This window comes from Methylobacterium sp. NMS14P, from assembly GCF_028583545.1.
GTDB lineage: Bacteria > Pseudomonadota > Alphaproteobacteria > Rhizobiales > Beijerinckiaceae > Methylobacterium.
Map to the genome: position 1 here is coordinate 5,352,706 of NZ_CP087106.1, position 26,005 is coordinate 5,378,710.

The 26,005-nt window shown below is 73.2% G+C and carries 21 protein-coding genes; 10 read left to right on the forward strand and 11 right to left on the reverse strand.

The features are described from left to right. Positions 1 to 20: 20 nt before the first annotated feature. Positions 21 to 839, reverse strand: a complete 819-nt coding sequence (gene folE, locus LOK46_RS25440; protein ID WP_273561130.1) for a GTP cyclohydrolase I FolE — start codon at positions 837 to 839, stop codon at positions 21 to 23. Between the two features lie 240 nt (positions 840 to 1,079). Between folE and LOK46_RS25445 the strand changes: the two genes are divergently transcribed. Together LOK46_RS25445 and yidD are read left to right on the forward strand one after the other, a co-directional pair. Continuing rightward, positions 1,080 to 1,523 (forward strand): iron-sulfur cluster assembly scaffold protein, encoded by a 444-nt coding sequence (locus LOK46_RS25445; RefSeq protein WP_273564690.1) that lies wholly within the window; start codon positions 1,080 to 1,082, stop codon positions 1,521 to 1,523. 4 nt (positions 1,524 to 1,527) lie between these two features. After that, on the forward strand, positions 1,528 to 1,860 hold the full coding sequence (yidD, locus tag LOK46_RS25450) for a membrane protein insertion efficiency factor YidD (protein WP_273561131.1): 333 nt from the start codon (positions 1,528 to 1,530) through the stop codon (positions 1,858 to 1,860). 268 nt (positions 1,861 to 2,128) lie between these two features. Here the strand turns inward: yidD and pdxA are convergent, their stop codons facing one another. The 3 genes from pdxA to LOK46_RS25465 all read right to left on the reverse strand — a co-directional run bounded on the left by pdxA (position 2,129) and on the right by LOK46_RS25465 (position 5,212). Then, positions 2,129 to 3,166, reverse strand: coding sequence for a 4-hydroxythreonine-4-phosphate dehydrogenase PdxA (pdxA, locus tag LOK46_RS25455; RefSeq protein WP_273561132.1), 1,038 nt, complete (start codon positions 3,164 to 3,166; stop codon positions 2,129 to 2,131). Then, entirely contained in the window at positions 3,163 to 4,278 is a 1,116-nt protein-coding gene (locus tag LOK46_RS25460) for a four-carbon acid sugar kinase family protein (RefSeq protein WP_273561133.1), read from the reverse strand. Before LOK46_RS25460 ends, pdxA begins: the two co-directional genes overlap by 4 nt. A gap of 109 nt (positions 4,279 to 4,387) precedes the next feature. Then, positions 4,388 to 5,212 (reverse strand): FadR/GntR family transcriptional regulator, encoded by an 825-nt coding sequence (locus tag LOK46_RS25465; RefSeq protein ID WP_441008120.1) that lies wholly within the window; start codon positions 5,210 to 5,212, stop codon positions 4,388 to 4,390. Between the two features lie 180 nt (positions 5,213 to 5,392). On the opposite strand from LOK46_RS25465, the gene LOK46_RS25470 reads away from it, so the two are divergent. From LOK46_RS25470 to LOK46_RS32875, 3 genes are all read left to right on the forward strand, one after another. Beyond that, positions 5,393 to 6,397, forward strand: coding sequence for a 2-keto-3-deoxygluconate permease (locus tag LOK46_RS25470; RefSeq protein ID WP_273561135.1), 1,005 nt, complete (start codon positions 5,393 to 5,395; stop codon positions 6,395 to 6,397). Between the two features lie 122 nt (positions 6,398 to 6,519). After that, positions 6,520 to 6,690: a DUF3606 domain-containing protein gene (locus LOK46_RS25475; RefSeq protein ID WP_273561136.1), complete on the forward strand. Its 171-nt coding sequence runs from the start codon at positions 6,520 to 6,522 to the stop codon at positions 6,688 to 6,690. Between the two features lie 52 nt (positions 6,691 to 6,742). Next, positions 6,743 to 7,024, forward strand: a complete 282-nt coding sequence (locus LOK46_RS32875) for a DUF2934 domain-containing protein (protein WP_337251955.1) — start codon at positions 6,743 to 6,745, stop codon at positions 7,022 to 7,024. A 61-nt stretch (positions 7,025 to 7,085) separates the two neighbouring features. Here LOK46_RS32875 and LOK46_RS25485 read toward each other — a convergent pair whose 3' ends face one another. The 7 genes from LOK46_RS25485 to LOK46_RS25515 form a co-directional block, all read right to left on the reverse strand. Then, positions 7,086 to 8,330: a methyl-accepting chemotaxis protein gene (locus tag LOK46_RS25485; protein WP_273561137.1), complete on the reverse strand. Its 1,245-nt coding sequence runs from the start codon at positions 8,328 to 8,330 to the stop codon at positions 7,086 to 7,088. A gap of 169 nt (positions 8,331 to 8,499) precedes the next feature. Further along, positions 8,500 to 11,631: an Rne/Rng family ribonuclease gene (locus LOK46_RS25490; RefSeq protein ID WP_273561138.1), complete on the reverse strand. Its 3,132-nt coding sequence runs from the start codon at positions 11,629 to 11,631 to the stop codon at positions 8,500 to 8,502. Between the two features lie 582 nt (positions 11,632 to 12,213). Further along, entirely contained in the window at positions 12,214 to 13,554 is a 1,341-nt protein-coding gene (gene glcF / locus LOK46_RS25495) for a glycolate oxidase subunit GlcF (RefSeq protein ID WP_273561139.1), read from the reverse strand. Positions 13,555 to 13,612: 58 nt separating this feature from the next. Further along, a complete protein-coding gene (locus LOK46_RS25500; RefSeq protein WP_273561140.1) occupies positions 13,613 to 14,800 on the reverse strand; it encodes an FAD-binding protein in 1,188 nt (395 codons plus the stop codon). Positions 14,801 to 14,924: 124 nt separating this feature from the next. Beyond that, complete coding sequence (locus LOK46_RS25505) at positions 14,925 to 16,367, reverse strand: lipopolysaccharide biosynthesis protein (protein ID WP_273561141.1); 1,443 nt, start codon at positions 16,365 to 16,367, stop codon at positions 14,925 to 14,927. A gap of 125 nt (positions 16,368 to 16,492) precedes the next feature. Further along, positions 16,493 to 18,592, reverse strand: coding sequence for a methyl-accepting chemotaxis protein (locus tag LOK46_RS25510; RefSeq protein ID WP_273561142.1), 2,100 nt, complete (start codon positions 18,590 to 18,592; stop codon positions 16,493 to 16,495). 436 nt (positions 18,593 to 19,028) lie between these two features. Beyond that, positions 19,029 to 19,535: a GNAT family N-acetyltransferase gene (locus LOK46_RS25515; RefSeq protein ID WP_273561143.1), complete on the reverse strand. Its 507-nt coding sequence runs from the start codon at positions 19,533 to 19,535 to the stop codon at positions 19,029 to 19,031. A 733-nt stretch (positions 19,536 to 20,268) separates the two neighbouring features. Between LOK46_RS25515 and LOK46_RS25520 the strand changes: the two genes are divergently transcribed. The 5 genes from LOK46_RS25520 to LOK46_RS25540 all read left to right on the forward strand — a co-directional run bounded on the left by LOK46_RS25520 (position 20,269) and on the right by LOK46_RS25540 (position 25,975). Beyond that, positions 20,269 to 21,435 (forward strand): type III PLP-dependent enzyme, encoded by a 1,167-nt coding sequence (locus tag LOK46_RS25520; protein ID WP_273561144.1) that lies wholly within the window; start codon positions 20,269 to 20,271, stop codon positions 21,433 to 21,435. A 251-nt stretch (positions 21,436 to 21,686) separates the two neighbouring features. Continuing rightward, complete coding sequence (locus LOK46_RS25525) at positions 21,687 to 22,238, forward strand: GNAT family N-acetyltransferase (RefSeq protein ID WP_273561145.1); 552 nt, start codon at positions 21,687 to 21,689, stop codon at positions 22,236 to 22,238. Between the two features lie 257 nt (positions 22,239 to 22,495). Continuing rightward, positions 22,496 to 23,509, forward strand: a complete 1,014-nt coding sequence (dgcN, locus tag LOK46_RS25530; RefSeq protein WP_273561146.1) for an N-acetyltransferase DgcN — start codon at positions 22,496 to 22,498, stop codon at positions 23,507 to 23,509. A 156-nt stretch (positions 23,510 to 23,665) separates the two neighbouring features. Then, the gene (dgcA, locus tag LOK46_RS25535) at positions 23,666 to 24,649 is read left to right on the forward strand and encodes an N-acetyl-D-Glu racemase DgcA (protein WP_273561147.1); all 984 of its coding nucleotides are present in this window, start codon (positions 23,666 to 23,668) and stop codon (positions 24,647 to 24,649) included. 276 nt (positions 24,650 to 24,925) lie between these two features. Further along, on the forward strand, positions 24,926 to 25,975 hold the full coding sequence (locus LOK46_RS25540; protein WP_026604621.1) for a ketopantoate reductase family protein: 1,050 nt from the start codon (positions 24,926 to 24,928) through the stop codon (positions 25,973 to 25,975). The last annotated feature ends 30 nt before the right edge of the window (positions 25,976 to 26,005 follow it).

Genomic DNA, 26,005 nt, shown 5'->3' on the forward strand with positions numbered 1-26,005 from the left:
GGTCGTGACGTCGCCCGGGGCTACTTGGCGCCGCCGCGCACCAGGGTCAGGAAGCGGACCTGCTCGTTGGCGTTGTCCTTGAAGACGCCGCGGAACTGGCTGGTGATGGTCGAGACGCCGGCCTTCTGGACGCCGCGCATCGCCATGCAGAGATGCTCGGCCTCGACCATCACGGCGACGCCGCGGGGCTTGAGGATGCTCTCGATCACGTCGGCGATCTGGGCGGTCATGGTCTCCTGCGTCTGCAGGCGGCGGGCGAAGGTGTCGACCACGCGGGCGAGCTTCGACAGGCCGACCACGCCCCGGGTCGGGTAGTAGGCGATGTGGGCGAGGCCCATGAACGGCACCATGTGGTGCTCGCAGTGGGAGTGGAACGGGATGTCGCGCACCAGCACGATGTCCGAGTAGCCCTCGACCTCCTCGAAGACGCGCTCAAGCAGCTTCTCCGCGTCGACCGCGTAGCCGCCGAACAGCTGCTCGTAGGCCTTGGTGACCCGGGCCGGTGTGTCGAGCAGGCCCTCGCGGGTCGGGTCGTCGCCGGCCCAGCGCAGGAGCGTGCGCACGGCGGCCTCGGCCTCGGCGCGGCTCGGGCGGCCGGTCTCGATCCCGTCCGGGACGCGGGTCGCGGAGGCCGGCTCGGGCGCCACCTCGACGGGACGGCCGTCATCCACCGGCCGATTGTCATTGCGCATGCCGTTCAGCCCTTGCCCGTCGATCCCGTTCCGGTCGAAACCCTGGCCGTCGCCCTGATACGACAGGGATTTGAGCGCGGCATCCATGGCATCTCCGGCCCGCGCGATGCGGGATTTCATCGGGGTGCTGTCGGGCTTGGCGTACATCGTCGGATCGCGTCGGGCGTTCGAGGGAAGATCCCGGGCTCGAAAAGGTTTCAAGCCGGCGCCCCGGGATGGACGAAAGGCCGTGGGAACCACCGTGGCCGTGGGCGCGACCCTGGTCGACGGCCCGCCTCCTCGCGAAGCGGCCGTATCGCGCCTATATCATCGTTCGCGGGGCAACGCGCAATGCGCGTCGCACGCGGCAGAGTCCCGATGGACATTGTGCCTCCGGCCGAGGACCCGATGCTCGACGACATCTACAACCGCCGTATCCTGGAACTCGCCGCCGACATCCCCCGGCTCGGCCGGCTCGAGAACCCGGACGCGAGCGCCACGGCCCACTCGCGCCTGTGCGGCTCGACCGTGACGGTCGACCTCGTCCTGGGCGAGGACGGCCGGGTCGCGGATTTCGCCCAGGAGGTGCGGGCCTGCGCCCTCGGGCAGGCCTCCTCGTCGCTGATGGGCCGGCACGTGGTCGGCGCCAGCGCGGACGAGTTGCGCGGCGTCCGCGCGGCCATGCGGTCCATGCTCAAGGAGAACGGCCCGGCGCCCGACGGCGCGTGGTCGGACCTCGCGGTGCTGGAGCCGGTGCGGGACTTCAAGGCGCGCCACGCCTCGACGCTCCTGACCTTCGACGCGGTGGTGGACGCCCTCGATCAGATCGCCGCCAAGCGGCAGGCCGCCTGACGGCATGGTCCGGCGCGCCGCCCACTGGGCGATCCGCGGCTACCAGCTGACGCTGTCGGGCCTGGTCGGCCGCCAGTGCCGCCACTGGCCGAGCTGCTCCGAGTACACCGACACGGCCATCGCCCGGCACGGGTTCTGGCCCGGCGGCTGGATGGGCTTCGCCCGGATCTGCCGCTGCGGGCCGTTCGGCACGCACGGCATCGACCTCGTCCCGGAGCGCCTGCCCGCGGGGGCGGCGTGGTACCGCCCCTGGACCTACGGCCGCTGGCGCGGCGTCGAGGCGCCGCCGTCACCGTTCGCCTGCGAGGCGGTGGCGCGGGAGGTCGACGCGCGGTAGGTGGCGTTCCTGTTTTGTTTCACGTGAAACACGGCCTCGACGAGCGCGGGCCCCCTCTCCCGTTCGGGAGAGGGACAGGGTGAGGGACGTGCGCCATCCGGAGAAGGCGCGACTGCCCCGACGTCGCCGGCGTGCCCGACCCTGAAAAGTCTACTCCGTCACCCCAACCCTCTCCCGCACGGGAGAGGGAGCAGGTCGCGCTCCGTCATGGGCCGCAAACCTGCGGCGCCCATAGCCCTGCGGGGGGAGGCGACCGTCCGTCCCGCGCTCAACCGGCCTGACGGTTGGCCGCCAGTTTCTCGGCGAACTCGATCGCCTCGATGAGGCTGCGCTCGTTGGCGAGGCCGGTCCCGGCGATGTCGAAGGCGGTGCCGTGATCGACCGAGGTGCGGATGATCGGCAGGCCCAGGGTGATGTTCACCCCCGACAGGTCCATCCACTTGCCCGTGGCCGGGTCGATCTCGAAGCCGAGCAGCTTGACCGGGATGTGCCCCTGGTCGTGGTACATCGCCACCACCGCGTCGTACTGGCCCGCGCGCAGCTTCACGAACACCGTGTCGCCCGGCACCGGCCCGTGTACGTCCAGCCCGTCGGCGTTGGCCGCCGCGATCACCGGCGCGCTGACGTCGATGTCCTGGCGCCCGAACAGGCCGCCCTCGCCGGCATGGGGGTTGAGCGCGGCGACCGCGATCTTCGGCCTGGCCAGGCTCAGCCCCTTCAGCGCCGTGTCGGTGAGGTCGATGACGCGGCGCAGGCGCTCCGGGGTCAGGCGCCGAGGCACGTCCTCCAGGGCGACGTGGGTGGTGACGTGCGAGACCCGCATGGTGCCGTGGGCCAGCATCATCACCGAGCCGCGCACGCCGGTCAGCTCCGCCAGCATCTCGGTGTGGCCGGCGTAGTGGTAGCCGGCCTTGTTGAGCGCCTCCTTGTTGAGCGGCGCGGTGACGATGCCGCCGATCCGCTCGGCCAAGGCGAGGCGGACGCCGGCCTCGATCGCCTTGTAGGCGAAGCGGCCGCCGTCGGCGGAGAGCCGGCCGGGCTCGATCGGCGCGCCCTCGGCATCCGCCTGGAGGCAGCACAGCGCCGGCCAGTCGCCGTCCTCGGCGACTTCGGCGACCTCGGGGACGGGCTCGGGCAGGAGGCCGAGCGCCCGTTCCGCGCGGCGCAGGGCCGGGACGCTGCCGATGACGACGAGCCTGAGGTCGCCCGCGTCGATCCGGTCCCTCAGCCGGGCGGCGGCCTTGACGATGATCTCCGGGCCGATGCCGGCCGGATCGCCCATGGTGATGGCGAGATGTGAGGTCACGCGTCGCTCCTGCTGCGCGGAAAGCCGTTCTGGTGGAGGAGATCGCGCCAGACGCCGTCTGTTCCGAAGGCGCCGGACTTCGAGACGACCGGCAGGCCGTCCCAGCGGCCGCCCCGGAGGGTGGAGCGGGGCAGGCCGGGCGCGACCTGCCCGGTGACGTCGAGGCGCGCGGCGGAGAGGGCGAGGCAGAGCGCCTTCAGGGTCTCGCCGCCGGCGACCAGCAGCGTGCCGGGCCGCGGGATGCGGTCGATCACGCCCGCGAAGGCGGCGGCGATCCGCGCCGCGGCGTCCTCGCGGGCGGTGCCCTCGGGCAGCGCGAGGCTCGCGAGGACGACGCCGTCGCGGTCGAGGCGCGCGGCCACCGCGGCGGCAGGGTCGGGGTCGCTCGCCGACAGGACGAGGTGGTGGGTGCCGCAGGCCGCGAGCTGCGCCGCGGTCTCGGGTCGGTCCGAGCCGAACAGGCCGAGGACCGGGCCGGCGAGGCGGTCGTCGCCCGGCGCCACCGCGCCGCGCGCCAGGGCGGCGGCGAGGCCGCCGCTGCCGCACCACAGGACCGGACCGTCTGCCGGCAGCGCCGCGACGGCGGCGAGGTCCTCGTCCGTCCGGGCATCGTAGACGGCGACGCCGTCCACCGGACCGTCCGCCACCGACGCCCGGCGGGCGGAGAGACCGGCCTCGCACAGGGCCCGCGCCATGTCCCCCGAGACTGGCTCGAAGCCCGCGCCGCGCCGGGCGAGCTGCCGTCCACCCTCCGTGCGGCGTCCCTGATACGGGAAGGCCGGCGCCACGACGCAGCGCTGCCAGGTCCCGGTCCGCAGCACCGCCGCGAGCTCGGCCGCCCAGGGGCCGCGCAGCAGGCTGTCGACCTTCTTGAAGGCGATGCCGGCCCCGTCCAGCCGGGGCGCGAGGGCGCCGACGATCCGCCCGGCGGCCTCCGCCGACATTTCCCGCGTTCCGGAATCGATCGCCAGGCAGCCGGTCGGGCTCCCGGCGGCCTCCGCGGCCAGGATCTCGGGCCACGCCACAGGAATCGCCCCGCACAGCCCGGTGAAGCCCGCGGCCGTGTCGAGGGTGCCGGTGAGATCGTCGGCGATGAGGCGCAGGCAGGTCATGTCGGGCGGATCATGGCGGGAGCCTCGCCGGCCGCGCCGCCCGGCCGAGCGCGGCTCGCGTGCTTGTTGTCAGGTTGTCGCGAGGCATACAGACCGGCCGGCGCGGCGGTCAAGCGGGCGGCGCGGTGGCGCCGGCCCCCGCGGGCCGGCCGAGCGCGAGATCGAGGAGCCGCCCCTCGAACAGCCGGTCGCGGGACGCGGCGATGTGGGCGGCCATGCGGCCGCGGGCGCCCGCGCCGTCGCCGCCCTCGATCGCCGCGAAGATCCCGCGGTGCTCCGCCAGCACGCCGCGCAGGCCGGAGCGCGGGCCCTGCAGGGCGAGGCCGTGGATCGTCATGCCCACGGCGACGTGGGATTGCAGGGCCTCCAGGCAGGCCGCGTAGTAGTGGTTGTTCGAGGCCGCCGCGATCGCGTGGTGGAAGGCGAAATCGGCGTCCGCCCGGTGCTGCTCCTGCCGGGTCGCGACCGCGAGACGGTCCAGAGCTGCCGCGATCCGGTCGAGGGCCGCCGCGTCGCGGCGCAGCGCGGCTTGGTAGGCGGCCTCCGGCTCGAGGGTGAGGCGGAACTCGTAGCAGCGCTGGATATCGGCGACGCTCTCCACGGGGGCGAAGCCCGGGGCCGGGCGCGCCGGCCGCGCCCGCACGAAGCTGCCAGCCCCCTGTCGCGAGACGATCGCGCCCTCGCGGCGCAGCCGGTCGAGGGCGGCCCGCACAACCGGGCGCGAGACCTGGAAGCGCCCCGCGAGGTCGTGCTCGCTCGGGAGCCGCGCGTCGGGCCCGTAGGTGCCGTTGGCGATGCCCGTGCGGATCGCCTCATAGAGGCCGTCGGCCAGGGAGGCGGGCCGTGCCGGCCCCGCGCCGCGGACCGCCCGCCGCCCGGGCGACTCCGCCGGGTCGGGGGAGCCGGACAGGGAAGGGGACATCGCTGACGACATCCGGGACGCCTCCGTGGATCGAGCCGGGCCGCGCCGAGTCGGCGATGAGCCCGCGGAGTTGTCAACATTTGCACCGTTCCGGCCGCGAGTTGCGCGGACTTGTCGAAAGGTTGTAGCAGCCCGCCCGGGGGGTAAGCGGGTGCCAGGGCTCGGGACAGGGCGGCACCGGAAGGGCGACCCATGCAGATTCCCATCAAGCGCTCCCTGGAGCGCGTGCCCGGCGGCCTGATGGTGGTGCCGCTGTTCCTGGGCGCGATCCTCCACACGCTCTTCCCGAACACCGCGACCTTCTTCGGCTCGTTCACCGGCGCGCTGTTCAACGGCGCGCTGCCGATCCTGGCGGTGTTCTTCGTCTGCATGGGCGCGGGCATCGATTTCCGCGCCACCCCGGCGATCGCCCGCAAGGGCGGCGTCCTGCTGGCCGCCAAGGTCGGCATCGCGGCGATCATGGGCGTGGTGTTCGGCCAGCTCCTCGGCGAGGCGCCGGTGGTGGGCGGGGCCTTCGCGGGGATCTCGACGCTGGCGATCGTCGCCGCCATGAACGACACCAACGGCGGGCTCTACCTCGCGCTGATGGGGCAGTTCGGCCGCCCGAAGGATGCCGGCGCCTACGCGATCATGAGCCTCGAATCCGGGCCGTTCCTCACCATGGTGACCCTCGGGCTGGCGGGCCTGTCGGCCTTCCCGTGGCCGACGCTGGTGGGCAGCATCCTGCCGCTGCTGATCGGGATGATCCTCGGCAACCTCGACCGCGACATGCGCGCCTTCCTGTCGGGGGCGGCGCCGGTGATGATCCCGTTCTTCGCCTTCGCCCTCGGCTTCGGACTCGACCTCGCCAAGATCTGGCAGGCGGGCCTCCTCGGCATCGGCCTCGGCGTGGCGGTGGTGGCGATCACCGGGGCCGGCCTGTTCGTCGCCGACCGGCTCACCGGGGGCAACGGCGTGGCGGGCGTCGCCGCCGCCTCGACGGCCGGCAACGCCGCCGCCGTGCCGGCGATCATCGCGGCCGCCAACCCGGCCTACAGGGAGGCCGCCGGCCCCGCCACCGTGCTGGTGGCGGCGAGCGTGGTGGTCACGGCGCTGCTGGTGCCGCTGCTGACCGCCTTCGTGGCGGCGCGGGTCCGCCCGGACGCGGCCGAAGCGGATCCGGCGCCGGTCCCCACCCCCGCGCCGACCGCGCCCTGATCCGTCGCGCGGGCCGGCCGCCCGTCCCGCGCGACCGGCGGCAACCGAAATCTTCGAGTCCGGTTGTCCCTCCAGGGAGCGCGGCACGGCCGCGCCTGACGGCGAACCGGAGCGGGCACAGCATGTCGACCGAAATCAGAGGCAAGACGCATATCGACATCTACGACCGCGCCACCCGCGAGGAGTGGGCGCAGCGTTTCGGCGTCAGCGAGGAGCGGCTTCGCAAGGCGGTGACGATGGTCGGGAGCCGGATCACCAGCGTCGCCGCCTATCTCGACAAGCCGGCCTCCTGAGACCGGCGTCGTGGAAGTGCCCCCCGATTTCCGTCCGCCTCCGGATCATCCGATGGCGGGGACACAGACGCCCGGGTCCGAGTCCGGCCCCGCGCCGGGGCCCGCATCCGGGGCCGACGAGGCGGCACCGCAGCCTTCGGCACGGTCGCCCGACACGATCACGTTCGAGCAGATCCGCGAGCGGGCCTACGAACTCTGGGAGCGCAACCACCGGCCCGAGGGCTTCGAGATCGAGTTCTGGCTGCTGGCCGAGCGCGAATTGCGCAAGGAGCGGGATCGCCAGAAGGCCGAGGCGGCGCCGGCAGCTCCGAGATCCGATCCGCCGCCGGCCTGACGGCGTTCGACCGTCTCCAGAGACGGCCCCGGGTCGCGGCGGACCCGGGGCCGGTCGGCCGTCAGGCCTCGATCGCCGTCCGGGCTTCCTTCACCGCCGCCTCGAAGGCCACGAACGCCGTGGTCGCCGAGTCCCAGGCCTGGCCGCGCACGTGGCGGACAAGGGCGGCCGCCTGCTCGCGGGCCTGCGCCAGGGGCGTCTCGATGGCGGGCGGCCGCGTCGCGTCGGCGGGGACCCCCTCCGGCGGCGTGTCGGTCGAGCGCATGCCGACCAGGGTCGCCGCGATGGCGCGCCGCCACGCGGCGCAGTCCGCCGACAGGCGGATCACCCGCTGATCCGCGGTGGCTCCGGTCTGCCGGTCGAGCAGGGTGCGGCCGAGATCCTCGATCCGTCCGAGCTGCGCGAGGGCGTCGCCGATCTCCCGGCGCGCCTTGTCGGTCCCTTCCGCGATGCGGCCGACGTTCTGGGCGATGTCGCCGGTGGCCTGCATCTGCTGGCCGAGGATCTCCGAGGCCTCGCGCATCTGCGCCGCGACGTTCGCGACGGCGCCGCTCTCGGCCTCCACGCGGGCGTTGGCCCGCACCATCGCGGCCGCGCCGGCCTCGACGGCGTGGCGGCTGCGCGACACGGCGGCCTGCATCGCCGCCATTTCCTCGCGCAGGCCGCTGACCCGCGCCCGGATCTCGTCCGTCGCCTTGGCGGTCTGCGCCGACAGCGTCTTCACCTCGGCGGCGACCACCGCGAAGCCGCGCCCGGCCTCGCCGGCCCGCGCCGCCTCGATCGTGGCGTTGAGCGCCAGCAGGTTGGTCTGGGCCGAGATCGCCGCGATGGTGCCGGCCATCTCCTCGATCCGCAGCGCGGCGGTCGAGAAGCTGTCGAGCCGGCCGCCGATCTCCTCGGTGCCCTCCTCGATCCCGCGCATGCCGTCGGTGGCCCGGTGCAGGTCGCCCACGCAGGTGGCGATGCCGGCCCGGGCCGTCTCAGCCATCTCGGCCGCCGACGACGAGCGGGCGGCGATCTCACCGGTGGTCGCGGCGAGTTCCTCGCTGGCGGCCGCGATGAGGCGGGCCTGCTCGGCGGTGCCGGAGGCGTCGTGGGTCATCCAGCCGATCGAGGTGCCGGCATCGGACGCGGAGGCGGACAGGCGCGCCAGGAGAGCCAGCCACTCCCGATCGACGGCCGGTTCCGTGACGGGACTTGGGGCCGTCTCGACCGGCGCGACAACCGCCGTCTCGACCGGTGCGGTCGCCGTCACCGGGGTTGCTAGCGCGTCAGGGGTCTGACGCTGCCGGCGCAAACTGAACATGCGGGCCTCTCCGACACTCTAATCGGGGCGCATGGTCACACAGAACCTTCAACCAATGGTGAAGGATAGACTAGTCTCTCGGCAAGCGTTGCGGGGCATCGTGCGGCGCAACAGGTCTTCTTCGAGAAGTTGCGCCCCCAGATAGCGCTCTATCAGGGGGCGCAATGCTTCATTCGCCTGTCAGGGCCGCCTTGGTGCGGGACCACCACCCGGCGCGCTTCGGCCGATCCGGATCGGACGGGGGCGTCAGCACGATCGCCACGGGCTCGGGCGCCGGCTCGGTGGGGGCGGCCCCGGGCGACGCGGTCTCGGGCGACGCGGCTTCGTGCGACGGGGCTTCGGCCTGCGCTCCGACGGTCTCCCGATCGGCCGCCGGTGCCGCGGACTCGGCCGGGGCCACCGGCAGGTCCACCGCGGTCTCGGCGTAGGCGGACGGTGCCGGCGCCGCCTCGACCGCCTCGGCCACCGCCTGGGCGCTCACCGGCTCCTCCGCCGACAGGGCGACGACGTCGCCCGCGGCCTCCGGCGCGTCGTCCTTCTCGGACGCCTCGCGGGAGCGGCCCTCGCTGCGCCCGCGCCCGCCCCGGCGTCCGCGGCGACGGCGACGGCCGCTCTCGTCCTCGGACCGGGCCGCCTCGTCCGAACCGGCCACGGTCTCGTCGGCCTCGCCGGCCTCCGCGGCGACGGCCGCGGCGGGAGCCTCGGTCCCGGCCGGCTGCTCGCCGTCCCAGTCCCCGTCGCTTCTCTCCTCGTCCGAACGGGCGCCGTCCTGCTGGTCGTCCTGCTGGTCGTCCTGATCGTCGTCGCCGCGATCGTCCTCGGCACGGCCCTCCTGGCGGCCGCCGCGCCGGCGGCGGCGCCGGCGCCGGCGGCGGCCCTCACCCTCCTCGCGCGACCCGTCCTCGCGGGCCTCGGCGCGGCCCTCGTCGGCCTCGCCCTCGGCTTCCGTCTCGACCTCGGCCTCGTCGGCTTCCTCGTCCTCGTCTTCGAACTCCATCGCGGGCGAGATCGCCTGGGCGCGCACGCCCGTCACCGGGCCCTCCGCCCGCTGGGCCGGCTCGCCGCGGTCGAGCTGGAACGGGGTGGTGGCCGCCAGCCGCTCGTCGGCCGCGATCGTGATCGTCACGCCGAAGCGCACCTCGAGCTCGCGCAGGTGCCCGCGCTTCTGGTTGAGGATGTAGAGCGCGATCTCGGTGCGGGTGCGCAGGACGAGGTTGTGGCTCGCCGACTTGAGCAGCACCTCCTCGATCGAGCGCAGAATGTGCAGCGCCACCGACGCGGTGGCGCGGACGAAGCCCGAGCCGCCGCAATGGGCACAGGGGATCGAGGAGGATTCGAGCACGCCGGTGCGGATGCGCTGGCGGCTCATCTCCAGCAGGCCGAAGGGCGAGATCCGGCCGACCTGAATGCGGGCGCGGTCGTTCTTCAGGCACTCGTTGAGCTTCTTCTCGACGGCGCGGTTGTTCCGCTTCTCTTCCATGTCGATGAAGTCGATGACGATCAGGCCCGCGAGGTCGCGCAGACGGAGTTGGCGGGCGACCTCCTCGGCGGCCTCCAGGTTCGTCTTGAGGGCGGTGTCCTCGATGTCGTGCTCGCGGGTGGCGCGGCCGGAGTTCACGTCGATCGAGACGAGCGCCTCGGTCGGGTTGATCACGAGGTAGCCGCCGGACTTCAGCGAGACGTGCGTGGAGAACATCGCGTCGAGCTGCTGCTCGACGCCGAAGCGGGCGAAGATGGGCGTCGAGTCGCGGTAGGGCTTCACGACCTTGGACTGGCCGGGCATCAGCATCCGCATGAAGTCCTTGGCCTCGCGGTAGGCGTCCTCGCCGGCGACCAGAACCTCGTCCAGATCCTTGTTGTAGAGGTCGCGGATGGCGCGCTTGATCAGCGAGCCCTCCTCGTAGACCAGGGCGGGCGCCATGGAGGTCAGGGTCAGCTCCCGGACCGACTCCCACAGGCGCATCAGGTACTCGAAGTCGCGGGCGATCTCGGGCTTGGAGCGCGAGGCGCCGGCGGTGCGCAGGATGACGCCCATCCCCTCGGGCACCTCCAGATCCTGCACGACCTCCTTGAGGCGCTTGCGGTCGGCCGCCGAGGTGATCTTGCGGGAGATGCCGCCGCCGCGGCCGGTGTTGGGCATCAGCACCGAGTAGCGGCCGGCGAGCGACAGGTAGGTGGTGAGCGCCGCGCCCTTCGTGCCGCGCTCCTCCTTGACCACCTGCACCAGGATGATCTGGCGGCGCTTGATCACCTCCTGGATCTTGTACTGGCGGCGGTAGTGGCGCGGGCGCTCGGGGATCTCGGCCAGCGCGTCGCCGTTGCCGCCGACCTGGGCGATCTTGGGCTCGGCGTCGGGATCGTCGGATTCCTCGTCCGAATCGTCGTCATCGTCGTCGGACTCGTCCTCGTCGTCCTCCGACTCGTCCTCATCCTCGTCGTCGTCCGAATCCTCGTCGTCGTCCTCGGAGGCCTCGTCCGCCGCGTCGGCGGCGGTCGGCGCGGGCTCCTCGGCCTCGCTCTCGTCCGTCACGATCGCGTGCGCGACGGTGTCGCCCGGCGCGTCGGACACGGTCAGCGCCTCCGCCACGGCGATGCGGGCCTCCGGCTCGGACGGGGCCTCCGGCTCGGACGGGGCAGAGGCGGCGGCGACCGGCTCGGACGCGGCGGGGGCCGCCTGCGCCTCGACCGGAGCGGTCTCGGCCGCGGGCTCGGCGGCCTGCGCCGGCTCGCCTTCCGCCGGGATGTCGCCGGCGGCGGCCTCGGAGGCGAGGGCCTCCTGCACGGCCTCGGGGTTCTCGGACAGGGTGTCGGGCTGGACGGCCGGGTCGATCCCCGACTCGTCCCGGATCTCGGCCTGCTCCTCGCCCCGGTCCTCGATCTCGGACGCCGCGTGCGTGTCCTCGGCGCTCACGGTCTCGTCGGCGCCGCGGGCGCGGGCCTCGGCGCGGCGGCCGCGGGACCGGCGCGACGACGACCGGCGGCGGCGCTCCTCGCGCTCGCGGTGCTCCTCGGCGTCGCGGGCCTCCTCCTCGAGGAGCGCCTGCCGGTCGGCCAGCGGGATCTGGTAGTAGTCGGGGTGGATCTCGTTGAAGGCCAGGAAGCCGTGGCGGTTGCCGCCATACTCGACGAACGCCGCCTGGAGCGACGGCTCCACCCGGGTGACCTTCGCGAGGTAGATGTTGCCGCGCAGCTGACGCCGGTTGGCGGCTTCGAAGTCGAACTCCTCGACCCTAGACCCGTGGACCGTGACGACCCGGGTCTCCTCCGGGTGCATCGCGTCGATCAGCATTTTGTTGGCCATGTCGGACTCTCGGCATGGCGGCCGACGTCGTTCTCCGTGCCCGTGGTCCCGGCGGCGCCTCGCCCGACGTCAAACCTGTCGGGCGGGATGCCGGCCTCGTCGCCGAGGCGGATGGGTTCGAGGGGAAATTGCCGTCAACCGCCGTTCGGCGCCCTGGGCGCCTGGGGTTGAAACAGGCCGGGCGGACGGACGGACCGGTACGACGCGCCTCTTGCGCCTCCGGGGCACGCGCAGCTCTATGCTGGGCCGTGCGTCCGTCCATCGTGGTCCCGACCTCGCGAAACAATCTCGGCCGGCGGGGGACCGGCCGTGAATTCCTGGGTGCGGCGGAGGAACTCCGCCGCGTCGTGCGACACCTGTCCGACCGCGGGCGGCACATGCCGCCGCCAGACGGACCGACAGGGCCCGCCGCGACACCGCGACCGCTTTCGCGAGGAATTCGGTCACGTCCGCGGGCCGTTGCGGCGACCGGCGGGACCGGAGAGGGGTCGACATCATTACAGACCGCCGCGCGGATTTGGCAAGGGTCAACGTGAATAGATGTCACGGGCCTGTCACGGCCGCGTCGCGACAGGCGTGTACCTACTCCGCCGCCTCGAGCCGCGGCGCCACCCCGGCGAGCGCCGCGGGCTTCGGGCCGCCGGTGGCCCAGTCGAGCAGCTCGACCGTGTGGACGATCGGGATGCCGGTGCCCTTCCCGATCTGCGTGGCGCAGCCGATGTTGCCGGTGGCGATCACGTCGGGGCGCACGCGCTCGATGTTGGCGACCTTCCGGGCGCGCAGCTTCGCGGCCAGCTCCGGCTGCAGGATGTTGTAGGTCCCCGCCGAGCCGCAGCAGATGTGGCCCTCGGGCACGTCCTTCACGGTGAAGCCCGCGCGCTTCAGCAGCGTCTTGGGCTCCAGGCGGATGCCCTGGCCGTGCTGCATCGAGCAGGCGGAGTGGTAGGCCACCACCAGGTCGGTCTCGGCGACGGGGGCCAGATCGAGCAGCGCGAGGTACTCGGTCACGTCCTTGGCCAGGCTCGAGACCCGCAGCGCCTTCTCGGCGTAGGCCGGGTCGTCGCGGAACATGAAGCCGTAATCCTTGATGGTCGTGCCGCAGCCCGAGGCCGTGACCAGGATCGCGTCGAGGCCCTTGGCGATCTCGGCGTCCCAGGCGTCGATCGCCTGCTTGGCGTGGGCGTGGGCCGAATCCTCCTTCCCCATGTGGTGGGTCAGCGCCCCGCAGCAGCCCTCGTTCGCGTGGACGACCTCGATCCCGTGCCGGTTGAGCAGCCGGATCGCGGCGGCGTTGAAGTCCGGCCGCAGCACGCTCTGGGCGCAGCCGCGGAGCAGGGCGACGCGCCGGGGAGGCGTCTCGGCCGCCTGTCCGCGCGCCGGCGGGAATCGGCCGGGCCGGTTCGTCGGCTCGCGGGGCGGCGTCCCGGCGGGCGCGAGGTCGAGCATGGCCGCGAGGCGGTTGCCGACCCGCGGCAGCCGGGCCACCAGTCCCCGGAACGGGGCGCCGAGCTTGGCAGCGGTGAGCGCGAGGCGGAAGCGGCCCGGGTAGGGCAGGACCTGGGCGAGCAGCGCCCGCAGGAACCGGTCGCTGGCGGGGCGCGCGTAGGTCTCCTCGATATGCGCCCGGGCGTGGTCGACGAGGTGCATGTAGTGCACCCCCGACGGGCAGGTGGTCATGCAGGACAGGCACGACAGGCAGCGGTCGACGTGCTTGACCACCTCCTGCGAGGCCGGCTTGCCGCCCTCCAGCATGTCCTTGATCAGGTAGATCCGCCCGCGCGGGGAGTCGAGCTCGTCTCCGAGCAGCAGGTAGGTCGGGCAGGTCGCCGTGCAGAAGCCGCAATGCACACAGGTCCGCAGGATCTTCTCCGACGCCGCCATGGCGGGATCGGCGAGCTGGGCGGGGGCGAAGTTGGTCTGCACGGTTCGCGTCCTCGGCGCCACGCCTCCCCACGGTCGGGGAGGGGCGGGATCTGAAGCTTCAGAGTCCGGCGTACATCCGGCCGGGGTTGAGCACCCCGGCGGGATCGTGCGCCGCCTTGATGCCGGCGGTGAGCCGCATCAGCGGCTCGGCCAGCGGCTCGAACACCGGCACGGCGGCGCGGACCGCGTCGGGCGCGCGGACCAGGGTGGCGTGGCCGCCCTGCGCCCGCACTGCCCGGCGCACCGTCGCGGCGCCGGCATCGCCCGACGAGTCGGTGGCGAGCCAGATCAGGCCGCCGCCCCAGTCGAAGAACCAGCGCGCGTCGCGCTCGGCCGCGACCGCCGCCGCCAGGGCCGGCCCGCGGGTCGGCGCGGTGGAGATCCGCCAGAGGGCGGCCTCCCGCGGCTCGGCGAGCGCCGCCGCGTCGCGCACCGACCGCCAGAGGGCGGCGCCGGCCGCGCCGTCCACGGTCTCGGGTTGGCCGTAGCGCTTCAGCAGGCGGCGCAGCTCGCCGGTCCGGTAGTCGATGGAGTCGGAGAAGCCCTCGAGGCGCATCAGGGTCCGCGCCTCAGGGGCGCCGATCCCCGCCGGCAGGTGCGCGGCGCCCGTGAGTTCGAAGGGCGAGCCCAGCGCCTCCGACAGGGCGGTCACAGCCCGAGCGTCGTCCAGGCCGGAGAAGACCAGGGTCGCCACCCGCTCGCAGGCGGGCAGCACCTTGAAGGTGATTTCGGTGAGCAGGCCCAGCGTGCCGTGGGCGCCGGCCGTCAGCTTCACGAGGTCGAGGCCGGTGACGTTCTTCATCACCCGGCCGCCCGACTTAATCGCCTCGCCGCGCCCGTTGACGAAGCGCACGCCGATCAGGCTGTCCCGGGCGGCGCCGGCGTTGATCCGCCGCGGGCCGGCATTGTTGATCGCCGCCACGGCCCCGAGGGTCGGCGCGCCGGAGCTGCCGTAGAGGCCGCGCAGGTCCATCGGCTCGAAGGGCAGCATCTGACCGCGGGAGGCGAGCAGCGCCTCGACCTCAGCGAGCGGCGTCCCGGCCCGGGCCGCCACCACCATCTCGGCGGGCTCGTAGAGCGTGACGCCGGTGAGCGCCCTCGCCGAGAGGGTCGCGCTGTCCTGCGCGGGCCGGCCGAGTCCCGCGGCGGTGCCGCCGCCGGCGAGGCGCAGGCGCTCGCCGCGCCCGGCGGCCGCCCGCACGATCTCCCCGGCCTCCGCCTCCGTGCCGGGCTCGTACACGCCCATCGTTCCCGTCCCGGTCCTGTTTGTATCCATTCCAGGACGGGTGTCGCCGGATCCGGCGGCGGATTCAAGCGGAGGTGGAGTCGCGGGGTTTCAGCGGCGGGATTTCCATTGCGGCGCCGTGAACCTAACCCGCCGCCACGGTCCGCGCCGGGCGCAGGCGCGCGAGGACCTGACGGCGCAGGCCGGCGATGTCGAAGATCCACACCAGCGCCCCGTAGAGGGCCATCCCGGCCGGGACCAGGACCGCCAGCGCGGTCGCGGGCGGCATCTGCCGGAAGGGGGCGAGGGCGAGGCCCATCGCCGCGCAGGCGAGCGCCGCGACGCCGATCTCCCCCCAGGGCAGCGCGATCCGCTCCGCGCCGGTGAGGGCGCGCCAGCCGAGCCACAGGCCGGCGGCGGCGAGCCCGGCGGTCTGCGCCAGCGCGACGCCGAGGCCGCCCATCCGGTCCGGCAGGACGAGGAGCCCGGCCCCGTTCACCGCGAGGCCGACCAGGGCGGCGGCGACCACCGGCAGGGTCCGGCGACGGATCTGGAAGACCGGGTTGAGGGCGTAGAACATCATCGCGAGGCAGAACAGGCCCGGCATCAGCACGGTGCTGTAGGTCTCGAACGGCCCGCGATAGGCGTCCGGCACCACCAGCCCCTGGAGGGCCGGCAGCACCGCCCAGAAGCCGACCGCGCAGGGCGCCAGCAGGGCGAACACGGTGCCGGCATTGGCGGCGACCTGCGCCTCGGCGGCGGCGCGGCCGCTCTGCTCCTCGGCCTGCACGGCGAGCTGGAACAGCAGCAGGTCGAGGGCGGTGCCCAGCGTCATCAGCGAGCGCGAGGTGACGTCGGCCGCCAGGGCGAAGTAGCCGGCCTCGGCGAAGCCGGCCTGGCCCGCGATGGCGCCGCGGTTGACGAAGGTGAGGCATTGATAGGCGGTGTTGGCGGCGATGAGCGGCAGGCCGTAGCGCGCGAAGACCCGCCAGGTCGCCGACAGGCGCGGCCGCTCGAGGGGCGTGCGCGGGTCCCGCAGGGGGTGGCGCAGCACCACGACCGCGAGGAGCTGGCTCAGCCCCGCCGCCGCCAGCACCCAGGCCGGCTGGGGCAGCCACCACGCCGCCGCCGCCATCATGGCGAAGGACAGGACGTTCTTCACCGCCACGAGGCCGAGATAGAGCTTGCCGTCGAACCGCGCCCGGGCGAGGGCCGCGTGGTAGTCGAACACGCCGATGCCCAGGGCCGCGAGGCCGGTGCCGCACAGGACCGCCTCGCGCCCGTCGGCGCCGCCGGCGAAGCCGAACGCCCCGCACAGGGCCGCGGCGGCCAGGAGCAGAGCGCCGATGCGCAGGTAGGCCCGGTCGAGCCCGTGTCGGATCCACGGCGCGTCGACGCGCACGCGCCCCGAGTAGAACCGCGTCGCCGACAGGCGCAGCCACTCGAACAGCACCGTGTTCAGCACGATGGCGCCGGTGGTCGCGAGGGCGAACCGGCCGAAATCCGCCGGGCCCAGCAGCTTGGCGATCAGCAGGCCGAGGACGAAGTTGAGCCCCGCATTGATGACGAAGGCGACGATCACGGCCATGGACGGCGACTCATGCGCGGCGGGATTGCCCCCGCCCGTTGCGTACGCTGTAGCGCGCGAGCCGTAAGACTCCCCTAAACGGGCGAGATATGGGCGGCGACCCGCGGGGGGCCGGCACCGTCCCGTCAGGCGGCCCGGACGGTGTCGAGGAAGCGCGCGACCTCGGCGGTGAGAGTCTCGGATTGCCGCGACAGCGCGGACGCCGCCGCGAGCACCGCGGCGGCCGCGCGGCCGGTCTCCTCGGCGGCCCCGGCGACGCCCAGGATGGTGCTGGTCACTGCGCCGGTGCCGACGGCCGCCTGCCCGACGTTGCGGACGATCTCCCGGGTGGCCGATCCCTGCTCCTCCACCGCCGCCGCGATCGCGCTCGCCACGCCGCTGATCTCCTGGATCCGCCCCGTGATCGCGCCGATCGCCGCGACGGCCCCGCCGGTCGCGCCCTGGATGCCGGCGATCTGGCCGGCGATCTCCTCGGTCGCCCGGGCGGTCTGCGCCGCCAGCGCCTTCACCTCGCCGGCGACGACCGCGAAGCCATGACCCGCCTCGCCGGCGCGGGCGGCCTCGATGGTGGCGTTGAGCGCCAGCAGATTGGTCTGCCCGGCGATCGCCGCGATCAGCCCGATCACGTCGCCGATCCGCGCGACCGCGCCGCTCAGGTCCCGGACCAGCGCGCCTGTCTGCCCCGCCTCCGAGACGGCCCCCTGGGCGAGCCTGGTCGATCCCTCGACCTGCCGGCCGATCTCCTCCACGGAGGCGCCGAGTTCCTCGGCCGCCGCCGCCACGGTGCTGACGTTGGCGGCGGCCTCCTCGGCGGCGGCCGCCACGGTGCTGGACTGGCTGGCGGTCTGGGTCGCGGTGGCCGTCATGGTCTGCGCCGTACCCTGCAGCGCGGCGGCCGAGTCCGAGACCTGGGCGATGATGCCGCCGACCGCCTGCTCGAAGCGCTCGGCCATCGCCCGCAGGTCGGACCGGCGCCGCGCCTCCGCCGCCAGCCGCGCCTCCGCGGCCTCGGACTCGAGCTGCCGGCTGCGGATGAGGTTGTCCTTGAACACCTGGACGGCCCGCGCCATCGCGCCGATCTCGTTGCGGTAGGTGCGCGCCGGGACCGTGACGGCGGCGTCCCCGTCGGCCAGCGCCCGCATCGTCGCGGTCAGCGCCCGGAGCGGGCGCAGCACGCCGCCGAACAGGGTCCACAGGCCGAGGGCCACCAGCAGGATCACCGCCAGCAACGCCGCCCCGCTGCGCGCGACGTCGCCCCGGGCTGCCTCGGCGAGGGCCTCGGCGCGCGCCACCATCGCGTCGAGGGCCGCGTCGCAGAGGGCCACGAGGGAGCGCTGGTTCTCGGTGTTGCGGTCGCGCAGCTCCGCGAACGTGTGGCGCGGGGGCGCGTGCGTGCTGAGCGCGTCGAACACTGCCCGCGCGATGGCCCCGGTCTCGCCCTCGAAATTGTCGGCCCTCGCCCGCTCGAACGCGGCCCGCACCGTCTCCGAGACGTCGGCCGCGGCCTCGGTCGTGCGCCGCCACGCCGACAGCAGCTCGGTCCGCTCCTCCGCCGCCGCCACAGTCTCGGGCAGGGACCACGACGTCCCGGCGACCAGGGAGGCCTGCACCCGCACCGCGACGTTGCCGCTGGCCACGCGCGTGTCCCAGGCCGCCTGCTTGAGGGCGAGAGAGCGCTGCAGGACGGGATCGGACCGGGGAATGGAATCGTCGACCGCCTTCAGCGTGGCCGTCAGGGCCCCGAGCAGGTCCTGGAAGGCGGCCATCGCGGCGTCCCGCAGCGCCGGGTCGCGCCGGGCCTTCGGCAGCCTGAGGGCCGCGTCGATGCGGGGGCGCAGGGCCGCCATCGCCTCCTGCGCCGCGTTCAGGCGATCGAGCGTCGCGCTGACCGCCGGCTCGGCCAGATCGCCCAGGCTGCGCTGAGCCCGGCGGTAATTCTCCGTCAGCGCCTGCCGGCTGCCCGCGATGGTCGACAGGGTCTTCGCGTCCGCGGGCGCCTCACCCCCGAGGGCCAGGGTCGATCCGCGCTCGAGTCGCAGTGGCAGGATCGCCCTGAGGAGACCCTGGCTCGCCTGCGCCAGGGTCACGGCGCGCGCCGCACCCGCCGCCTGCGCCCGCGCGTCGACGAGTGTCCGGACCGCGTTGCCCAGCGCCATGCAGGCCATGATGACGATCACCAGGCACAGCAGCGTCCGGATCGAGAAGCGTCCCAGCCAGTGACTCATGGTAAAATCTCAGGACCCGCGATGCTTTATCCTAAAACGTGAGGTTTCGTCCGGCAATCGATCGATCCGTGTCGCCGTAATAAACAGATCAATGCGCGATAATCTAGGATTTTCGAGGATAGATACGAATTAATTCGGGATAGATACTTGTTCTGGGCGGTCGTGCGGAATTTCGACGTGCTGGAAGCAGCGTAATATCTGAGGGCGCTGCGGGGCTGCTCACGCTCTCGGATCGGCGGATCTGGCATCTCGCGGCCGCGACGGCGAAGAGCCCCGGGGCCGAACGCGGCCGGCCTGCCGGCACTTGCCGCGCGGGTCCGGCGAAGCCGTTCAGGGCGGGCCGCGAGGACGGACCGGTCCGATCGGACCGGGATGGCGGCGCGATCCCTGCCGACCCGCGGGCAGCCCGCGGGCCGGCGGCGTCCCTGCGCGTCGCCTACAGCGCGCGCTCGTAGCGCCACGCCTCCATCCCGTCCTCGTAATAGTCCGGCCGCACGGCGAAGCGGGTGTAGCCCCGGCGCTCGTAGAGGCGGATGCCGGCGCCGTTGTCGGCGCGCACCTCCAGCCGCAGCCGGTCGCAGCCCTCGGCGCGGGCGCGGGCCTCCGCGGCATCGAGGAGCCGGCCGCCGAGGCCGAGGCCGCCGCGGTTCGGCGCCACCGCGATCGAGGCCAGTCGGGCGATCCGGCTGCCGCGCCGCCGCTCCAGCACCGCGGCGCCGACGAGCACCGGAACGGGATCCCGGTCCGGCGGGTCGATCAGGGCCGCCAGCACGTCCATGGTGGGCGAGCGGATCGCGTGGCGGATCGCCCGGCGCTCGGCCCGGTCCGTGGCGAAGGCGGCGTGCTCCAGGGCGACCAGGGCGTCGAGATCGGCGAGCGTGGCGATGCGGATCGTCGGCTCGGGGAGCCCGTCGCCGACCGGGTTGCGCAGGGGGGCGCTCACAGGGGGGCGCTCACGCCTTCGCCGTCGCGCTGGATCTGTTCGGCCCGGCCATCGCTCGCTCGCCTGAGTACTCTGCCCCCTCCGGTGAGATGCCCGCTTCCGCCCCGCTTGGGAAGCCCGCACGGCCCGCGGCGCGCCGGCGGGATGCGGCGTTTTTGCAACGGACCGCGCGGGGTGTGGATTCCGGGCAGAAAAGCCGGCGCTCCGGGGCGGTTTCCCCTTGTCGCGCGGGGCCCGTCTCCGTATATGCGCCGTGCCCAATTTCGCACGTGCCTGTGGCCGCGTGTCGGTTGGTGGGCATCCGGTCAACTGCCGGACAGCCGCCAGGGGTCTTAAAGGATCGATGGTCGCAAGGGTGGATCCCTACGGCCGGCATCCAGGTGGCGACACCGGACCCCGACAACAACCGGCAGCCGGAGGCGAAACCGGCGAACCCCGCTCTCCACGGGGGACGCAGCTTAAAGCAACGACGAACGGGCTTTTTTGGTCTCGTCGGCCCTCCAAAGGCCGGCACCGAAGAGGCTTGTTTCTCTTTGCCCGGCGTGCGGTGGGGGTCCTCCCTTCCAATCCACGGCAGCTTCCGGGTGCTCTGCGCCCGCACTGACGCACGCGTCTCCAAAGCGCGTGGGTCCGCGCGACGCATCGCCCCCTGACGCCGGCGGTCCCTTCGGGCCGTCATCTTCGACAGCGCGCCCCGCGAAGGGCGCTCGCGAACCCGTGCCGGGAGACGACCATGACCGACCGCATCCGTGACTTCCTGCGCGTGCGCCGCGACCTCGGTCAGGACGAGGGCCCCGTGATGGTCCTCGATCTCGACGTCGTGCGCGACAACTACACCGCGTTCGCGCGGTCCCTGCCGGACACCCGCGTGTTCTACGCCGTGAAGGCGAACCCGGCCCCCGAGGTGCTGCGCCTGCTCGCCGAGATGGGCTCGTGCTTCGACACCGCCTCCGTCGCCGAGATGGAGATGGTGCTGGCCGCCGGCGCCACCGCCGACCGGATCTCCTTCGGCAACACCATCAAGAAGGAGCGCTGCATCGGCCGCGCCCTGAAGCTCGGCATCCGCCTGTTCGCGGTGGACTGCCAGGCCGAGGTCGAGAAGATCGTCCGGGCCGCCGAGGCCGTCGACGTGCCGGCCGGCGAGATCCGGGTGTTCTGCCGCATCCTGTGCGACGGCGCGGGCGCCGACTGGCCGCTCTCGCGCAAGTTCGGCTGCGTGCCCGAGATGGCCGCGGACGTGCTGGAGCACGCCCATCGCCAGGGGCTTGAGGCCTACGGCATCTCGTTCCATGTCGGCTCGCAGCAGGGCAACACCGAGGCCTGGGACGGTGCGCTCGGCTCCGCGGCGGCGATCTTCCGCGAGTGCGCGGAGCGCGGCATCGGCCTGTCGATGGTCAATCTCGGCGGCGGCTTCCCGACCAAGTACCTCAAGGCGGTGCCGGGCGTGGAGAGCTACGGCGAGGCGATCTTCCGGGGTCTGACCAAGCATTTCGGCAACCAGATCCCCGAGACGATCATCGAGCCGGGCCGCGGCATGGTCGGCAATGCCGGCCTGATCGAGGCCGAGGTCGTGCTCGTGTCGAAGAAGTCCGCCGAGGCCGACGAGGTCCGGTGGGTCTACCTCGACATCGGCAAGTTCGGCGGTCTCGCCGAGACCATGGACGAGGCGATCCGCTACCCGATCCGCACCGCGCGGGACGGGGACGCGACCGAGCCGTGCGTGATCGCCGGCCCGACCTGCGACTCGGTGGACGTGCTCTACGAGCGGCAGCTCTACCCGCTGCCGGTCTCGCTCTCGATCGGCGACAAGGTGCTGATCGAGGGCGCGGGCGCCTACACCACCACCTACGCGGCGGTGGCCTTCAACGGCTTCCCGCCCCTTCAGCAGATCGTCATCTGATTCTTCTTAGGATCGAGACGGGTTCCGGTCGAGGCCGCGGAGACGTCGCCGTCTCTGCGAGCGGAGCGTAGCAGTCCAGTGGCGCCGTGCCGATTGAGGTCGCGCAGCCCTGGGTCACTTCGCTCCGCTCGTGATGACGGCGCGGGCGACCTGGCCGGACCCGGACATCCACCGCCGCATCGACGGAGGGCTTCGGCCGCCCGTCGGAATCCACCGCTTCTCCCGCTTGCCGGCCCGGGGAGGGCACAGCCATGATCGAGATCCGCGCGGAGCATCTCCACGACGTCCCGGCGCGCGAGCGCCTGCTCGACGCGTGCTTTCCCGGCAACCGACGCGCCAAGACCTCGGAGCGCCTGCGCGAGGGCCGCCTGCCGGCCCGCGGCCTCGCCTTTGCGGCGACCCGGGCGGGGCGCCTCGTCGGCACCCTGCGGCTGTGGCACGTCGAGGCCGGGCTCGCCCGCCCGGCGCTGCTGCTCGGCCCGCTCGCCGTCGATCCGGCGATCCAGGGGCAGGGGCTCGGCTCGGTGATGATGCAGGCGGCCCTCGGCCGGGCGGAATCCCTCGGCCACGGCGCCGTGCTGCTGGTCGGCGACGCGCCCTACTACGCCCGCTTCGGATTCGACCGGGCGCTCGTGGACGGCCTGACCCTGCCGGGGCCGTTCGAGCGCGCGCGCTTCCTCGGTCTCGAGCTGCGCGCGGGCGCGCTGGCGGGCTCCGAGGGGTTGGTCCGGGCGACCGGCGTGCCGGCGCCGGTGGGCGCGGTGGCCGACGAGGCGGGGGTGGCGCGACGACGCGCTGCCTGAACGGGGCTTCGGCGCTCCGCCGATCTGAGGCGACGAACCGTCTTTGCGAGCGGAGCGAAGCAATCCAGTCGGCGCCACGCTTCCCGACGTCGCGCTGCCCTGGGTCGCTTCGCTGCGCTCGCGATGACGGCGTGCAGAGCCGGTATGCTCCGTGGGGCGGCCGCATCGACCGCCTTGGCCAGCCCCATGCATTGCGCACGCCGCCCGCGATCCCGCATAGACGGTCCGCCGGCCTCCCGGAGAAGGTTGCTCGACCGATGCAGATCGCCACGCCCTACCTGATGTTCCTGGGCGACGTGCCCGACACGCTGGCGGCCAAGACCGCCTACGGGATCAAGGACTGGCGCCCCGAATGGTGCGTCGGCCAGATGCGACTGCCCGGCTGCGCCGCCGATCTCGGCATCCCCGACATGACCCTGCCCGAGGCCCTGGCGAAGGGCTGCCGGACTCTGGTGATCGGCGTCGTCAACGCCGGCGGCGTGCTGCCGGACCACTGGGTCAAGGAGATCGTGGCGGCGATCGAGGCCGGCCTCGACGTGGCGAGCGGCCTGCACGTCAAGCTCGGGACGGTCCCGGCTATCGCGGAGGCCGCCGCCCGCCGCGGCCGCCAGCTCCACGACGTCCGCCACACCGACGAGCGCTTCCCCACCGGCAAGGGCACGAAGCGGACGGGGCGGCGCCTGCTCACCGTCGGCACCGACTGCTCGGTTGGCAAGAAGTACACCGTGCTGGCCCTGGAGCGCGGCATGCGCGAGCGCGGCCTCGACGCCGATTTCCGCGCCACAGGCCAGACCGGCGTGTTCATCTCCGGCCGGGGCGTCGCCATCGACGCCGTCGTGGCCGACTTCATCTCCGGCGCCGTCGAGACGATCTCGCCCGAGGCCGCCCCGAACCACTGGGACCTGATCGAGGGCCAGGGTTCGCTCTACCACCCGTCCTTCGCGGGCGTGAGCCTCGGCCTGCTGCACGGCGCGCAGGCCGACGCCTTCGTGGTCTGCCACGAGCCGACCCGCACCAACATGCGCGGCGTGAAGCACCCCCTGCCGACTATCCGGCAGGTGATCGACCTGACCGTGCAGCTCGGCAGCCTGACCAACCCGGCGATCAAGCCGGTGGGCATCGCGGTGAACACCCAGGCGCTCGCCGAGGGCGAGGCCCGGGCGCTCCTGGACAAGCTCGGGACCGAGCACGGCCTGCCCGCCACCGACCCGGTGCGCTTCGGCGTCGACGGGCTGGTCGACCGGATCGTCGCCGACTTCCCGGCGATCTGATGCCGCTCTCATCTGCGGGCTCTGACGCCGTCCTTGCGAGCGGGGCGAAGCGATCCAGCAGCGCCACGCCGACCGGCCGCGCTGCCCTGGGTCACTTCGCTGCGCTCGTGATGACGGGTGGCATCGATCGCAGGCTTCAACCGGAGACCGTCTGACATGTCCCGCCGCCTGACCCTCGCCGTCGAGCGCTTTCCCATCGCCGGCGCCTTCACCATCTCGCGCGGCAGCCGCACCGAGATCGCCGTCGTGGTGGCGACGATCGCGGACGGCGACACGGTCGGGCGCGGCGAGTGCGTGCCCTATCCGCGCTACGGCGAGAGCGTCGAGAGCGTCAGCGCCCTGATCGCGGGTCAGGCGGAGGCGATCGCGGCCGGGATCGGGCGGGACGCGCTCACGACCCGCATGAAGGCGGGCGCCGCGCGCAACGCCCTCGACTGCGCGCTGTTCGACCTCGAGGCGAAGCGCCAGGGCCGTCCCGCCTGGGAGATCGCGGGTCTCGCCGAGCCCCGGCCGGCGATCACCGCCTACACGCTGAGCCTCGGCACGCCGGAGAGCATGGGCGAGGCGGCCCGCAAGGCGGCGTACCGGCCGCTGCTGAAGGTCAAGCTCGGCGGGGACGGCGATCCGGAGCGCATCGCCGCGGTGCGGGCCGGCGCGCCGGAATCCCGGCTGATCGTCGACGCCAACGAGGCGTGGCGGCCCGAGAACGTCGAGGCCAACCTCGAGGCCTGCCTGAAGGCGGGCGTCGCGCTGATCGAGCAGCCGCTGCCGGCCGACGCCGACGCCCTGCTGGCCGAGATCCCCCACCCGGTGCCGGTCTGCGCCGACGAGAGTCTCCACGACCGCGCCGGCCTCGACGCGCTGGCCGGGCGCTACGACGCGATCAACATCAAGCTCGACAAGACCGGCGGCCTGACCGAGGCGGTGCTCCTCGCCCGCGAGGCGCGGGCCCGGGGGCTCTCGATCATGGTCGGCTGCATGCTCGGCACCTCGCTGGGTATGGCGCCGGCGGCCCTGCTCGCCAACGACGCGGAGTTCGTCGACCTCGACGGGCCGCTTCTGCTGGCCCGCGACCGCGACCCGCCGCTGCGCTACGAGGGCAGCCTGATGCACCCGCCCGCGCCGGAGCTGTGGGGGTAGGGCAGGGGCAGGGCGCTCGTCGCCCGCGGTCCCGAGACGGCCCCGCGCGAGGTCCCGAGGCTCGACCTTGTGGAGATCTCGGCCGGCGAGGATAGGGATTGCCCCGCCTGTCACCGCCGGGGCCTCACAGAGGGTTTGGGATTAGGTATACCAGAAGGCTTGCCTTCCTCTCGCCCGGCTGCCATCCATCGCAAGTGCGCTCGGGGCGTGGCGTGGACGCGCTGTTCCCAGCAGCCAGACAACACACAGCAAGTCTCAATGCTGGGGAGGAACGACGTGGCCAAGAACATCCTGATCCTGGGGGCCTCCTACGGCTCGCTCCTGGGAACCAAGCTCCTGATGGCCGGTCACAACGTGACCCTGGTGTGCCGGCGCAAGACCGCGGACCTGATCAACCGCGAGGGGACCGAGGTCCGCATCAAGCTGCGCGACGAGAAGGAGCACCGCGCGATCCACTCGCGCGACCTGCCCGGCAAGGTCGACGCGATGCCGCCGGAAGACGTCGACGTGTCGCGCTACGACCTCGTCGGCCTCGCCATGCAGGAGCCGCAGTACAACAACCACACGATCCGCGTCCTCATGATCAAGATCGCGGCGGCGAAGCTGCCGTGCCTGTCGATCATGAACATGCCGCCGCTGCCCTACCTCAAGCGGATCCCGGCGCTCGCCGCCATGGACCTCGAGGATGCCTACACCAATGCCGGCGTGTGGGACCGATTCGAGCCGGGTCTGGTGTCGCTCTGCTCCCCCGACCCGCAGGCCTTCCGGCCGCCTGAGGAGGAGGCGAACGTCCTCCACGTCGGCCTGCCCACGAACTTCAAGGCCGCGACCTTCGCGGACGAGGCCCACAACCGGCTGCTCCGCGAGCTCGAGGCCGACATCGACGCCGTGCGCCTCGACGGGCACGACGTGCCGGTGAAGCTCAAGGTGTTCGACTCGCTGTTCGTGCCGCTCGCCAAGTGGTCGATGCTGCTGACCGGCAATTACCGGTGCATCACCCCGGGCGAGCCGCAATCGATCCACGACGCCGTCCACGGCGATCTGGCGCGCTCGCGGGCGATCTACGACCACGTCGACGGCATCGCCCGGAAGCTCGGCGCCGACCCGGCCGACCAGGTGCCGTTCGAGAAGTACGCCAAGGCCGCCGAGAGCCTGCTGAAGCCGTCCTCGGCGGCGCGGGCCGTGGCGAACGGCGCGCCCTACATCGAGCGGGTCGACCTGCTGGTGAAGCTGATCTCGCACCAGCTCGGCGAGCCGAACGCCGAGATCGACCGCACCGTCGAGACCGTCGACCGCAAGCTCGACGAGCGCATCATCGAGGGCTGACGGGCACGTCATCGGGCGCGGCGCCGCGCG